Origin of the sequence: Campylobacter sp. RM12637, from assembly GCF_020137645.1 — a bacterium.
Classification (GTDB): Bacteria; Campylobacterota; Campylobacteria; order Campylobacterales; family Campylobacteraceae; genus Campylobacter_E.
Window position 1 is genome coordinate 63,178 of sequence record NZ_JACGAV010000002.1, and the last position, 12,949, is coordinate 76,126.

Consider the following 12,949-nt stretch of genomic DNA (forward strand, 5'->3'; position numbering starts at 1 on the left):
CCTTTTGCAATTTATCATTTATAAATTAATTATTGTTAGAATGGAAAGACTTTAATAAATAAAGGTGAAAAAATGATTAATGTAATTATGATTGAAGACGAAGTGGAATTCGCTGAGTTGATTACAGAGTTTTTAGCAAGGTTTAACATAAAAGTTACAAATTACAGCACTCCTGCTGAAGGTTTAACTGCTAACTTTAGTAATTATGATTGTCTAATTTTAGACTTAACTCTACCTGGAATGGATGGATTAGAAGTATGCAAGGAAATTCGCAAGAAGTATGATATTCCTATTATCATTTCAAGTGCTAGAGGGGATACAAGTGATAAGGTTTTAGGACTTGGATTAGGGGCTGATGATTATTTACCAAAACCTTATGAGCCAACTGAATTGCAAGCAAGGGTATCATCACTTGTTAGAAGATACAAAAAAAGCTTACTACCACCTGAAGAAGAAGTAAGCACATTATTCAAAGTTGAGCATGAAAAACATGAAATTTACTATGATAAAAAACCACTAAGCTTAACACCGGCTGAATATGATATATTAAGTTATCTAGTGAAAAGACATAGCTATTCAGTATCAAGAGATGAGCTAGCTAATAGCTGTAGGTCATTAAGAGAAAAAGATAGCAAAAGCTTAGATGTAATTATAGGAAGATTAAGAAGTAAGATAGGCGATAGTTCAAAAGACCCTAAACATATATTCTCTGTTCGTGGTATTGGTTATAAGCTTCTTGGCTAATGCTGTTACACTCTATTCTTAGTAAGCTAATAGCAGTTTTTGCTATTAGCATTATACTTACTATTACAGCTATTATACAAATAACTCAATACTCCAATAAGGCTTTAAGAGCTGAAAGTATAAGTAGGCTTTATTTTGCAATATTAGCTATTAATAAATTGTATGCTAGTGGTGCTGGTGTAGAAATTGATAAATACTTACAAGATATTGATTTTCAAGAAATTACAGATAAGCGTTTTATGCGTGAGCTTTGCACAAGCAATGATAAGCCAATAGACCATAAAACTAATTTTGGACTAATTCAAGGAATTGTTTATAAAGACAAATATTATTTAAAACTCATAAATCAAAAAAATAATTCATTAAAAGTTTATGAAAACACCCACAATAATAATATAAATGATGGTTTAATTAAATTATTAATATCATTAATTATTATGATGTTTTTTGCTTCTTTAATATATTGTTATAATTTAATTCAACCATTAAAGGGTCTTACAAGACATATTAGGGATTTATCAAACGGAAAAAATAGCAATTTTTCTTATTATAAAAATGATGAAATAGGATTATTAACTAAAGAATTTAATAAAGCTACTAAAAAAAATAATGAATTAGTATTGGCAAGAAGATTTTTTTTAAGAGCAATTATGCACGAGTTAAAAACACCTATTGCTAAAGGAATGTTTGCAGCAACTATGCCAGAAAGCGAAAAAAATAAAAAAATCTTAATAAGTGTATTTAAAGGTATGAATGCTTTAGTAAATGAATTTAAGCAAGTAGAAGAAATATTATCTAAAAACCATGAAGTAGTCTTAAAAGAATATTCGTATTCATATTTATTAGAGCAATCAATCAGTGCTTTATATTTAGATAATTTACAAATTATTGATGTAAAAATGAACGAAGATAGAACAATAATAGTAGATGGAGCTTTGTTTATAATATTAATTAAAAATCTATTAGATAATGCTATTAAATACTCAAGCAACCATAAGTGTATAATTGAATTTCAAAAAGACTATATTAATGTAAAAAACATAGGAGAAGAAAAAGACTTTAATACAGAAGAGTATTTTAAACCATTTGCAAGGGGTAATGCAGAGCAAAGTGGATTTGGATTAGGACTTTATTTAATAAAATATATTTGTGATACTCAAGGATTTGAGCTTAAATATTTTTACGATGATGGCTATCATAACTTTAGGATTATATTGTGATACATTTTGATAATTTATGCAAAAGCATAGGAAAAATTCAAGGAATTGGCAAAAAAACTTCTTTAAAAATGGCTTATTATTTGTGTTATGAAAATAAAAATTTATTAGAAGAACTAATGAATTCTTTAGAAAATGCTAAAAAAAATATAAAAGAATGTTCTATTTGTGGTTGCTTAAGTGAAAATGAACTTTGTGATTATTGCATAAATGATGAATTAGATAATACAATTTGCTTAGTAGAAAGCCCAAAAGATGTATTTTTTATAGATGAATGTAAAGTATATGAAGGTAGATATTTTATACTTTCAAAAACCAATGAATACTATTTAAAAAAATTAGAAAAAATGATTTGCAAATACAATACAATAGAACTGGTTTTAGCCTACACACCAAGCGTTAGCACGGATACGGTGTGCTTTTATTTAGAAGATTATTTTAAACACTACAATGTAAAAGTAAGCAAAATCGCTCAAGGTGTTCCAAATGGTATTAAAATTCAAGATATTGATATTCACTCTTTAAGTAGTGCAATTTTAAATAGGGTAAGTATTGATGGGTAAAAAAACTATTATATTATTTTCATTATTAGCCTGTATTAGCGTAATATTAAATAGCATAGATGTTTATATTACACTTGATAAAAACTATCAACTAAAAGACAATGAAGGCACTAAAAATATCATCGCAAAACAAGCAAAAGCAATAGTAGATAAAATAGATAATTATGCAAAAAATCTTCCAAATTCTTTAAATTATAAAGAAAAAATTAATCTAATCAAAAAAGAAATTAATACGATTAATTTTGATAATTATCAAGAAAAAGCCTATGCTTTTAATGAGTTAGGATTTTATATAGCTCATTATTCTAAGGACTATGAGCATCAAAATATTTTTTTAGAAAAAGACACAAATAATAAATTTTATATAAAAGAACTGCTAGCAAAAATAAAAGATGAAGGATATACAAAAACTAATATTTTTTGGACTAACTACTCAATAAGACATATAATAACTTATATCAAAAAAGATAAAAATTTAAATGTATATTATGGTTGCACTATTGATTTAGATAAAATTAAAAACTTTAAAAAAATAAAGGCAAGTTATAACGATAAAGAAAAAATACTAATTATTTTTAGCACATTATTTATTATTTTTACAATCATATGTTTTACTCTTATACAATATAAAAAAACAAGGAAAAAACAATGAAATTTATTATAAACATTTTAATATTTTGCGTATTAGCAATTGCAAATCCACTACCACCAAATGAAGCATTTAAATTCCAACTTGAAAATAATTCTCAAGCAAATTTTATAAAACTTAATCTAAATCCTGATATTTATTTATATAAAAACGAAATAAAAGTCTTATTAAACAACGAAAATATCACAAATAAATTTGACTTAAGCAATGCGGTATTAAAGGATAATGTTGAAGTCTTTTACAATACTTTAGAATTTGATTTCCCAAATTTTACATTAAAAAATAACGACAATATTAAAATTTTTTATTTAGGTTGTTCTACTGAAGGATTATGTTATCAACCACTTGTAGCGTCTTTTAATTATCAAAATGATAAATTGGTTTTAGAATACGATAACAAAGAAGCTTTAAAACTAAAAAAAGAAAAACAATCTACACAAAATGAATATGAAAGCAAACTTTTAAATTCTTCATTTTTAATAAGTATTTTAACTTTTTTTGTATCAGGAATACTATTATCTTTAACACCTTGCACCCTACCAATGATACCTATAATATCTAGTATTTTGGCAAAAAGTAGTGGTAAAAATCCAATAATTTCAAGCATTATTTATGTATTAGGAATGGCTATTAGCTATACAATAGCAGGAATAATAGCAGCTTTAGTAGGAAGTGGAGTTCAAGTATTTTTTCAAAATCCAATTGTAATCATTCTATTTTCTTTAATTTTTGTAATTTTATCATTATCAATGTTTGGCTTATTTGAACTAAAAATGCCTAACTTTATTGTAAATAGCGTAAATAAAAAAAGCTCAAAATATAGTGGAATTATCGGAGTATTTTTAATGGGAGTCTTAAGTGCTTTAATAGTAGGACCTTGTGTAGCTGCACCACTTGCTGGAATTTTAATTTATGTAGCAAATAGCAATGATGTATTACTTGGAGCTTTTTCATTATTTTTTATGAGTATAGGTATGGGAATTCCATTAATAGCGATTGGTTTTGGTTTTAAATTTATAACTGGTTCTTGGATGCAATATGTTAATAAATTTTTTGGATTTATTTTATTAGGAATAGCAATATTTTTCTTAGAAAGAATAATAAATGAGAATATTACAAATATTTTATATGCCTTACTTGGTATTAGTTTTGTAGTATTTTTTGGCTTATTTGAAAATACTAAAAATAAATTCTTTTTATTTTTTAAAATTATTTTAGTTTTAATATTAGCTTATAGTTTTATATTATTAAACAAAACTTTTAATCCAAGTAATAATATTTCTCAACAGAATTTAGAATTCACACAAGCAAAAGAAAAATTAAATCTAAGTTCAAAAAATATTGTGTATTTTACAGCTAGCTGGTGTGAGAACTGCAAAGTTATGCAAAATACTACTTTTAAAGATAAAGAAGTTATAAATGAGTTGAAAAATTACAATTTAATCAAAATAGATTTAACTAACCCAAACCAATTTGAGCAAGAAATGGCAGAGACTTATAAGGTTTTTGGACCACCAGTTTTACTTGTTTTAAACGATAAAGGCGAAGTGCTAAAACAAATAATAGGATTAGTTGATGCAAAAACTTTATTAAAAGAACTTAATTTTTAAAGCTTAAATTAATTTATTTTTGTATAATATGAGCTTTTATTTTAAGGAGATTTAATGCAAAGAACTTTATCAATCATTAAACCTGACGCTGTTAAGAAAGGTGTTATAGGTCAAATTTTAAGTCGTTTTGAAGCAAATGGCTTAAGAATTGCAGCTATTAAAAAGCTTTATTTAACAAAAGAACAAGCAGGAGAATTTTACGCAGTTCATAAAGAAAGACCATTTTATAAAGATTTAGTTGAATTTATGACTAGTGGTCCTGTTGTAGTATCTGTTTTAGAAGGCGAAAATGCAGTTGCTAAAAATCGTGAATTAATGGGAGCAACTAATCCAAAAGAAGCAGCTAAGGGAACAATAAGAGCTGATTTTGCTGAAAGTATTGACGCAAACGCAGTGCATGGTAGTGATAGTTTAGAAAATGCTAAAATAGAAATAGAGTTTTTCTTTAATAAACTTGAAATAAATTAAAATGAAAATTGCTTTTAGTAAAATTAATTCGGTAAAATACCCTTTTAAGTTAGATTTTGATAATTTAATATTAGAAGGCTTTTTAAAGAGAAAAGATAATAAAATAGTTACACTAGACGCAATTTTAGTAGGCAATGTAATTCATTATTGTGATAGTTGTGCTGCTGAAATTGAGATTGAAATTAATGAAAAAATTAATTTAGATTTGAGCGATGGTGTATTTAAAGATGAAGAAAACGAATTAAGCGACACTATGGAATTTTATGATGGTGAAATAGACTTAATTGAAGTATTAAAAAGCGAATTAGCTTTATATTTAAGCGATTATTTTTATTGTCAAAAATGTAAATAAGGAGAATAACATGGCAGTTCCAAAGAGAAGAGTTAGTAAAACAAGAGCAGCAAAAAGACGCACTCATTACAAAATTGAGCTAGTAAGACCAATTAAAGATAAAGATGGTAGTTGGAAATTACCTCATAGAATTAATCCAACAACTGGCGAATATTAATACCTATGATAAAAGTTGCTGTTGATGCTATGGGTGGAGATTTTTCTTTCCCCCCAATAATTAGTGGAGTTATAAAAGCGTTAAAAGAAAAAGATAATTTTAGCGTTATTCTAGTTGGAGATGAAGAAAAAATAAAAAGTCAAATTCCATCAGAATTATCAAATAGAGTTGAATTTGTTCATACTACCGATGTTTTTGATATGGATGAAAATTCTACAGATGTTTTAAAACGCAAAGACAGCAGTATTTATAAAGCAGTTGAATTAGTAAGAAACCACGAAGCAAATGCAGTTGTTTCGGCTGGGCATAGTGGTGCTACAATGAGCCTTGCAACCCTTAGAATAGGTAGAGTAAAAGGTGTTTTAAGACCTGCTATCGCAACTTTAATGCCTACTTTTAACGGCAGGGTTTTGGTATTAGATGTAGGTGCTAATGTTGATTGCGAAGAAGAAAATTTATTACAATTTGCAATAATGGGCGAAGCTTATGCAAAAGAAGTAATGAATATAAAAAATCCTAAAATTGCACTACTTTCAAACGGAGAAGAAGATTGCAAAGGAAACAAACTTACAAAAGACACACATAAATTATTAAGAGAACATTTAAGCAATTTTATGGGCAATGTTGAAGGCGGACATATATTTGCTGGAGAATGTGATGTGGTAGTTTGCGATGGATTTACTGGAAATATATTATTAAAAACTGCAGAAGGTGCTGTAGGCATTTTTGCTAAGTTGTTAAAAAATGAGATTAAAAAATCATCATTGTCAAAACTTGGTTATATGCTTAGCAAAGGTGCATTTAATGCTTTAAAACAGCATTTAGACTACGACCAGTATGGTGGAGCTCCATTATTAGGAATTGATGGATGTGCTATCATTAGCCACGGAAAAAGCAATGAAGAAGCTATAAAAAATGCAATTTTTCAAGCTTTAAAATTTGCTAATTCAAATGTAAATAAAGTGATTGAAGATGAAATTAAAAGCTTGCATTAAAAGTATTGCTTCGTATTTACCAGAAAAAACACTAACAAATAAAGATTTTGAAAGTTTTTTAGATACAAGTGATGAATGGATATTAAAAAGAACAGGAATTAAGCAAAGATATATTGCTAGTGAAACTGAAAACACTAGCGATTTAGCATATAAAGCAGCTATAAAAGCTATACAAAGAGCTAAAATTCAAACTAATGAGATAGATTTAATAATAGTAGCTACATTAAGTCCTGATTATTTTACTATGCCATCAACTGCGGTAGTTGTAGCAAATAAACTTGGATTAAAAGGTGTAAGTGCGTTTGATATAAGCGCTGCTTGTTCTGGATTTATTTATATGCTTGAGCTTGCTCGTTCTATGGTTGAAAGTGGTGCTAAAAAAAATGTATTAATAATAGGAGCTGAAAAAATATCTTCTGTTCTTGATTATACAGATAGAACTACTTGTGTTTTATTTGGAGATGGTGCTGGAGCTTGCGTTGTAAGTGCAAGTGAAGGTAAAGGAATTATAGATATTCATACAGGAAGCGATGGAGAATTTAAAGATTTATTATGCACTAAGCGTTCAAATCAAACAAAACAATTAGAGCCTATTAAACTTGAAATGAAAGGCAATGAAGTATTTAAGGTAGCTGTTAAAACATTATCAGATGATGTGTCGTATTTATTAGATAAAAACAAACTTAAAACAAGTGATATAGATTTATTTATACCACATCAAGCAAATCTTAGAATTATCTCTTATGTTCAAGAAAAACTTGGCTTAAGCGATGAGCAATGTGTTGTATGTGTTGATAAATTTGGTAATACTTCAGCTGCGTCAATTCCAATAGCTATCAATGAAGCTTACGAACAAGGTCGTTTAACAAATGGCAAATTAATGCTTTTAGACGCATTTGGCGGCGGATTTACTTGGGGTAGTGCTTTAGCTTATTTTGATGGAATTGATTATAAGAATTTATAAAATTCAAATCATATTACTATTTATAAAAGAATTTAATTAAGTATATTTTTGTTATAAAATCTTGCAAGTATATTTATTTAACTTATTAATTAAAATTTTTACAATATTTTTATAAACTTGATTATTCAAATCTTCTTTATTTTCAAGAGATTTAGTATAAATATTATAAATTATTTTAATATTAATTTTAATTTAAGTTTTAAAATGTATAATCCAAACTTATTTTTATTTTAAGTCTTGTTAGCTCAGCAGGTAGAGCATCTCACTTTTAATGAGGGGGCCGCTGGTTCGAATCCAGCACAGGACACCATTTTTTTGATCCAGGTTTGAGACCCTTTCGTCTAGTGGCTCAGGACGCCATTCTCTCCGTTTGGAAACGAGAGTTCAAATCTTTCAAGGGTCGCCATGGTCGCTTAGCTCAGTTGGTAGAGCGCCACCCTTACAAGGTGGATGTCATAAGTTCGAGTCTTATAGCGACCACCATTCATTAAATTCGGTTGCGGCGGTAGTTCAGCTGGTTAGAATATCGGCCTGTCACGCCGGAGGTCGCGGGTTCGAGCCCCGTCCGCCGCGCCATTTAATTTCGCTTAAGATAAATCAATTTTCCCAAGTTTTTTAATAGGTCAAATTAATTTTTGTATAAATATTTTCTAACTCAATAATAACTACAAATATTTTAAAAATACATTACTAAAAGCAACAATAAAATATACTTATAAAAACCTAAATTTAAGTTATTATAAAACTTTTAAAAATATTAAAATTATTAATTCAAATTCTTTATAAATTTAAACACAAAATATATTTATCATTTAAGCTAGAATTAAAAATGGGGGGGGGTATAATACTTTTTTTAATTTTTTAAAAGGAGTTTTTATGTCTTATGTAGAACAAGTTTTAGGCACAGATGAAAGCGTTGTTTTAAAAGCCAAAGTTAGTGTTTTTGCTTTTATAGGAGATTTATTTGCTATTTTAGTTTTAGCAATTTTAAGTATTGCTATTCATCCTTTTATTGCTATATTTATAATCTTTCTTTTACTTCGTATGTTCATTATCATTACAACAACAGAACTTGCTTTAACAAATAGAAAAGTTATAGCTAAATTTGGCTTTATTAGAAGAGATACAATAGAGCTAAGATTAGAAAAAATAGAAAGTATCAGAGTTGGTCAAGGAATTCTTGGTAGGATTTTTAATTTTGGCACAATATTTATAAATGGTGCTGGTTCTTCTGCACCTGTTCCTTTTATTGGAGAACCAATAAAATTCAAAAAAAGTGTAGATGAATATATAGAAAATAAATTATCAAAATAAGCCCTATTTCTAGGGCTATTTTTTAAAACGAATATCTTAAAGTTCCGTTTATATTGTAGTTTGTATTATATTTTCCACTAAATGATTTTTCAGCATCTAAGCTAAACTTAGTATTTTTACCTAAGTTAAAATTAGCTCCTACACTTGCAAATCCACGACTATCTTTAAAGCCTTTTTCAACTCTTGTAGTTGTGCCATCGCTTAGAGTTATAGCAGGAGTGTTATTTAAATCAAACGCCCCGCCAACACTAGCTCTTAAACCAAAAGTATCATTAATATTTGCACCAGCACTTAAAGCAACTTTTGCTGCTCCCATAAATTTACCTTCGCTTTTTAAAGTAACTTTATCATTACCCTTTAAATTAGCCATAGGAACATATCCAAGGATTAATTCAGCACTAGGCTCAAGATAAAAATCACTTCCCATTCTATATCCAGCCTCAACGCTACCTAAAAACCCACTTCCGCTATCTTTTAAATCGCCTAACCAAACATTATCTTTAAATGTTGATTTATGATTGGTGTATCTAGCTGTAGCGTCAATAAATAAGCCATCATTACCAACTAAGCTAACATAAGCACCAATGCCGTGATTTTTCACCTTAGAATTACTTGAATTACTTGTGCTTTGACCTATATTTGCCATTACACCTGAATATAATTCGCCATAATTTGTGCTAGTTTGCTTATCTGCACCAAATTGCACTTCATAGTATTTTATTTTAGCACTATCAATCTTGCCTTCGCCACCAAAACTTCTAATCCAAATTCCAGCATTTTTGCCATCATTATTTCTTAGTTCGCCCATTCTTTTGTTTAGATTGTTCCATTCGCTAACATAAGAATAATAAGTCTGATTTAGCATATTTTTTGCATCTGTTAAAGCCTTAGTATTAGCACCTTTTAAAGTAAGTTCAATCTCATTACCATTAATGTTAGACCCTACTTTAATAGCTTCTTCAATTGCAGCGTTTTTAATATCTTTTTGTGCTTCTTCAATTGCTTTATCAAGGCTAGTTTCACTTGCTACAATCTTGCTTGTATCATTTGCAACTTTATTAGCATTTGCCATTACCTCATCACTTGCAGTTCCTTTTGCAACTTCATTTGCTTTTTGAGCAATTGCACCTACACTTGAGTTTGCATTATCTAAGATACTCTTATCAGCACCACTTTTGCTATCAGCACTAAAATTATCACTTGTCTTACTAGCATCAGCCCTACTTGCAGCCGCATTAACAGGATTTGCTACAACTGAATAATAAATATAATCCTCATCTCCTTGCTTTAATGTCCCGCTTAAGATATTTTTCTTATCTAATGAATATACACTTAGACCATCATAAACTCCGATTTTTGTAACGAAGTCTTCTGCTGTTGCATTTCCATTTCCAATCTTTAATAAAGCTAGTGGAAGATTTGCTAGATTAGTTGCATCAGCTTTGCCATTATTTACACTTAAACCAAGTAATCCTATTTCATTTGCCTTACCACTTGTGCTATTTCTTGCAATCATTGTGCCTAAGAATGTATTGTTTGTGCCACCCATAATAAATGTATTATTACTTGCATTTAAATCATTTGCTAAAATTCTACCTGTAATCTTAGAATTATTCGCATTTAATTTATCAGCTTTCATATCGCCAAATACAATAGCGTTATTTAAATTAATGCTTGAACCTTTTGAGATAGGGTCTTTATAAAAATTCGCAGCACTAACTTGATTTGCCAATACACCAGTAGTTAAATCATCACTAATATCAGCATTACCTATAACTTGAGCTTTGATAGCTGAACTATTGATATTTATATCTTTTGCTTGTAAAAGAGTTGTATTAGCACTCTTATCTAATTTATAAGCACTCTCTATACCTGTTAAGCTTAGATTATTTGAAGCTGCGATATTAGCGTCATAGCTAATCTCTCCGTGATACTCTCCTGCTTTTTTATCTAGCCTTTCTACATCTTCAACGATACCACTTAAGCTTAGATTTCTAGCCTTAACATCTTTATCAAATGATGAACTAACAGCATTGATTGAGCCGTAGTTTGTAACGCTTTCTCTAAATAAAGCTTTATTTGCATTTACATTAAACTCTGCGTCTTTTAGATTTGTTCCGTGTGTAAGTTTATTTATAACTGCATTTTTAAGAGTAATTGTTTTAGAGCTTGTAGCTTTATCGTTTGCTATGATATTTTCTGCATAAGTATTTGTTAGGCTTATATTTCCATCATTTACATTGATATTTGCAAATCTTGACATTGTGTTTTTAGCTTCATCATTGTCAATATAAGAAAATGCAGGATTATACTCTTGATTGCCGTTTTTATCTTTTACTCTTTCGCCACTTTCATCTCTTTTTTCTTCTAATAAATTTCCTAAAGCTTTTAAATCGCCCTTAGCAATATTTACATCACTTGCAAAACTTGAGTTATTAGCATTTAAATTACCTTCTGTAATATAAACACCGCCTGTATTTTCAAAACTACTAACAATAGTATTTATATCGCCTTTAGTAACTTTTACAACCCCATCTCCACTCATTTCAAAACCAGTTGTATCAATACCACCATTAGCTATCAAATCACCAGTTTCCATCTCTTCACTATCTACATATTTTAAAGCGTCTTTATAAAATGTAGTGCTATCAATATCATGAGAATTTGAAGTTGCTGCTTTAATCAGTGGTAAGAACTTTTCTTCATTATTCATTATCTCATCAAGTCTCTTCATATCTTCAGCACTTGCTATTTTTTCGCTATTTAAAAGAGTTGAGAAATACTTGTTTGCTAATTCTTTTTGATGAGCTCCACTTATGAATTTTCCATCAGTTTCTACATTACCATTTATTTTTGTTCCATAAATTTCTATATCGCCTTTACTCTTAACTCCATTTTGAATATCCGAAAGGATAAATCTAGCTTTGCCGTTTTGATTATCAATCGCACCTTGAAAAGTTGTGTTAAAGCCATAGAATGAATTATTTGCACTTGCTTTAGTATTTGCTGTAACTTTACCTTTTACAATAGAAGTTTCAAATTTAGCTAAGTTTGTGGTATTTACATCATTAACACTTGTAACATGATCGTTTTGAGGTTGGCTAGTTTTTCTAGCTACATAAGGAGTGCTTTCTTTTTTTGGTTTTCCCATAACATAAAGGTCTTTAGCATTTAATGTGCCTTTTATTTCTGCATCTTCTAAAATCACATCTCCATTGCCACTAATAGCTACGCCACCTTCATTAATAATACCTGACCAATCTACAAAAAGCACTCCATTATTAGTAACTGATTTTAATCCACTATCTGTTACATAAAGACCACCATTATTTACAATATCTGAAGTAATCTTAGCTGTATCTATAACCATATTAATATTTTTACCGGTAACTGCTTGAACTCTCTCAAGGTCTTTAGCAAATTCTAAGATTTCTTCTTTTTGTCCTTGAATACTTTCAGGATTATTGTAATAATAATCTCTTAAAGCTTTTGGCACACTTTGAGTAGAAACATTATTGGTAATGGTTCCATTAATTATCCCCGAAGTATTTTCAAGTACATCACCTTTAAAATCTCTTATAAGGCTTACTCCATCATTTGTAATATTACCACTTAAAGTAATTCTTTGCTCTGGTGTTGGATCAATTCCTTTGTTATCAAAACCAATCTGTTGATATTTGTCTTTTTCTGTAGTTATATCTTTAGTAGCATTGCTTGAATTAATTAGATAAAGATTTTCTTCTTTTCCAACTTCGTTTGAATTAACGCTTTTTGCGTTTAAGCTAGTGCTAAGAATTAATGCACTCGCAACTAATGAGAGCTTAAATACCCCCCCCCGTAATGTGTCTAGCCATGACATCTCCTTAAAAAAATAATTTTGCCTAAGCAAGTCGTGATGATAATTTATATAAATTAA

General features: G+C 28.9%; 12 protein-coding genes and 4 tRNA genes. 15 read left to right on the forward strand and 1 reads right to left on the reverse strand.

Translation table 11 applies throughout. The features are described from left to right. Window positions 1-72 precede the first annotated feature (72 nt). The 15 genes from AVBRAN12637_RS01550 to AVBRAN12637_RS01620 all read left to right on the forward strand — a co-directional run bounded on the left by AVBRAN12637_RS01550 (window position 73) and on the right by AVBRAN12637_RS01620 (window position 9,033). The gene (locus tag AVBRAN12637_RS01550) at window positions 73-744 is read left to right on the forward strand and encodes a response regulator transcription factor (protein ID WP_214116928.1); all 672 of its coding nucleotides are present in this window, start codon (window positions 73-75) and stop codon (window positions 742-744) included. Continuing rightward, complete coding sequence (locus AVBRAN12637_RS01555) at window positions 744-1,964, forward strand: ArsS family sensor histidine kinase (protein ID WP_214116929.1); 1,221 nt, start codon at window positions 744-746, stop codon at window positions 1,962-1,964. Before AVBRAN12637_RS01550 ends, AVBRAN12637_RS01555 begins: the two co-directional genes overlap by 1 nt. Next, entirely contained in the window at window positions 1,961-2,524 is a 564-nt protein-coding gene (locus AVBRAN12637_RS01560; protein WP_214120267.1) for a recombination protein RecR, read from the forward strand. Before AVBRAN12637_RS01555 ends, AVBRAN12637_RS01560 begins: the two co-directional genes overlap by 4 nt. Continuing rightward, on the forward strand, window positions 2,514-3,176 hold the full coding sequence (locus tag AVBRAN12637_RS01565; RefSeq protein WP_336615209.1) for a hypothetical protein: 663 nt from the start codon (window positions 2,514-2,516) through the stop codon (window positions 3,174-3,176). The genes AVBRAN12637_RS01560 and AVBRAN12637_RS01565 overlap by 11 nt, the downstream gene beginning before the upstream one ends. Beyond that, window positions 3,173-4,783: a protein-disulfide reductase DsbD gene (dsbD, locus tag AVBRAN12637_RS01570; RefSeq protein WP_336615210.1), complete on the forward strand. Its 1,611-nt coding sequence runs from the start codon at window positions 3,173-3,175 to the stop codon at window positions 4,781-4,783. The genes AVBRAN12637_RS01565 and dsbD overlap by 4 nt, the downstream gene beginning before the upstream one ends. Before the next feature lie 54 nt (window positions 4,784-4,837). Continuing rightward, window positions 4,838-5,251 carry a nucleoside-diphosphate kinase gene (gene ndk / locus AVBRAN12637_RS01575; protein WP_214116937.1) on the forward strand — a complete coding sequence of 138 codons (414 nt, stop codon included), beginning with the start codon at window positions 4,838-4,840 and terminating at the stop codon, window positions 5,249-5,251. 1 nt (window position 5,252) lies between these two features. Continuing rightward, window positions 5,253-5,603 (forward strand): hypothetical protein, encoded by a 351-nt coding sequence (locus tag AVBRAN12637_RS01580; protein WP_214116939.1) that lies wholly within the window; start codon window positions 5,253-5,255, stop codon window positions 5,601-5,603. 10 nt (window positions 5,604-5,613) lie between these two features. Continuing rightward, complete coding sequence (gene rpmF / locus AVBRAN12637_RS01585) at window positions 5,614-5,760, forward strand: 50S ribosomal protein L32 (protein WP_214116941.1); 147 nt, start codon at window positions 5,614-5,616, stop codon at window positions 5,758-5,760. 5 nt (window positions 5,761-5,765) lie between these two features. Further along, complete coding sequence (plsX, locus tag AVBRAN12637_RS01590; RefSeq protein ID WP_214150181.1) at window positions 5,766-6,755, forward strand: phosphate acyltransferase PlsX; 990 nt, start codon at window positions 5,766-5,768, stop codon at window positions 6,753-6,755. After that, a complete protein-coding gene (locus tag AVBRAN12637_RS01595; RefSeq protein WP_239803065.1) occupies window positions 6,733-7,719 on the forward strand; it encodes a beta-ketoacyl-ACP synthase III in 987 nt (328 codons plus the stop codon). The genes plsX and AVBRAN12637_RS01595 overlap by 23 nt, the downstream gene beginning before the upstream one ends. Window positions 7,720-7,953: 234 nt before the next feature. Continuing rightward, window positions 7,954-8,029: transfer RNA gene (locus AVBRAN12637_RS01600), tRNA-Lys, on the forward strand. Window positions 8,030-8,049: 20 nt separating this feature from the next. Beyond that, window positions 8,050-8,125, forward strand: a tRNA-Glu gene (locus tag AVBRAN12637_RS01605). A gap of 1 nt (window position 8,126) precedes the next feature. After that, window positions 8,127-8,202: transfer RNA gene (locus AVBRAN12637_RS01610), tRNA-Val, on the forward strand. Between the two features lie 16 nt (window positions 8,203-8,218). Further along, window positions 8,219-8,295, forward strand: a tRNA-Asp gene (locus AVBRAN12637_RS01615). Window positions 8,296-8,595: 300 nt separating this feature from the next. Next, entirely contained in the window at window positions 8,596-9,033 is a 438-nt protein-coding gene (locus tag AVBRAN12637_RS01620) for a PH domain-containing protein (RefSeq protein WP_336615211.1), read from the forward strand. 22 nt (window positions 9,034-9,055) lie between these two features. Here the strand turns inward: AVBRAN12637_RS01620 and AVBRAN12637_RS01625 are convergent, their stop codons facing one another. Beyond that, window positions 9,056-12,892: an autotransporter outer membrane beta-barrel domain-containing protein gene (locus AVBRAN12637_RS01625; protein WP_336615212.1), complete on the reverse strand. Its 3,837-nt coding sequence runs from the start codon at window positions 12,890-12,892 to the stop codon at window positions 9,056-9,058. Window positions 12,893-12,949: the final 57 nt, after the last annotated feature.

Coding starts and splice junctions, on each gene's coding strand:
- AVBRAN12637_RS01550 (WP_214116928.1), top strand. CDS start 73: ATGATTAATGTAATTATGATTGAAGACGAAGTGGAATTCGCTGAGTTG.
- AVBRAN12637_RS01555 (WP_214116929.1), top strand. CDS start 744: ATGCTGTTACACTCTATTCTTAGTAAGCTAATAGCAGTTTTTGCTATT.
- dsbD (WP_336615210.1), top strand. CDS start 3,173: ATGAAATTTATTATAAACATTTTAATATTTTGCGTATTAGCAATTGCA.
- ndk (WP_214116937.1), top strand. CDS start 4,838: ATGCAAAGAACTTTATCAATCATTAAACCTGACGCTGTTAAGAAAGGT.
- AVBRAN12637_RS01580 (WP_214116939.1), top strand. CDS start 5,253: ATGAAAATTGCTTTTAGTAAAATTAATTCGGTAAAATACCCTTTTAAG.
- rpmF (WP_214116941.1), top strand. CDS start 5,614: ATGGCAGTTCCAAAGAGAAGAGTTAGTAAAACAAGAGCAGCAAAAAGA.
- plsX (WP_214150181.1), top strand. CDS start 5,766: ATGATAAAAGTTGCTGTTGATGCTATGGGTGGAGATTTTTCTTTCCCC.
- AVBRAN12637_RS01595 (WP_239803065.1), top strand. CDS start 6,733: ATGAAATTAAAAGCTTGCATTAAAAGTATTGCTTCGTATTTACCAGAA.
- AVBRAN12637_RS01620 (WP_336615211.1), top strand. CDS start 8,596: ATGTCTTATGTAGAACAAGTTTTAGGCACAGATGAAAGCGTTGTTTTA.
- AVBRAN12637_RS01625 (WP_336615212.1), bottom strand. CDS start 12,892: ATGTCATGGCTAGACACATTACGGGGGGGGGTATTTAAGCTCTCATTA.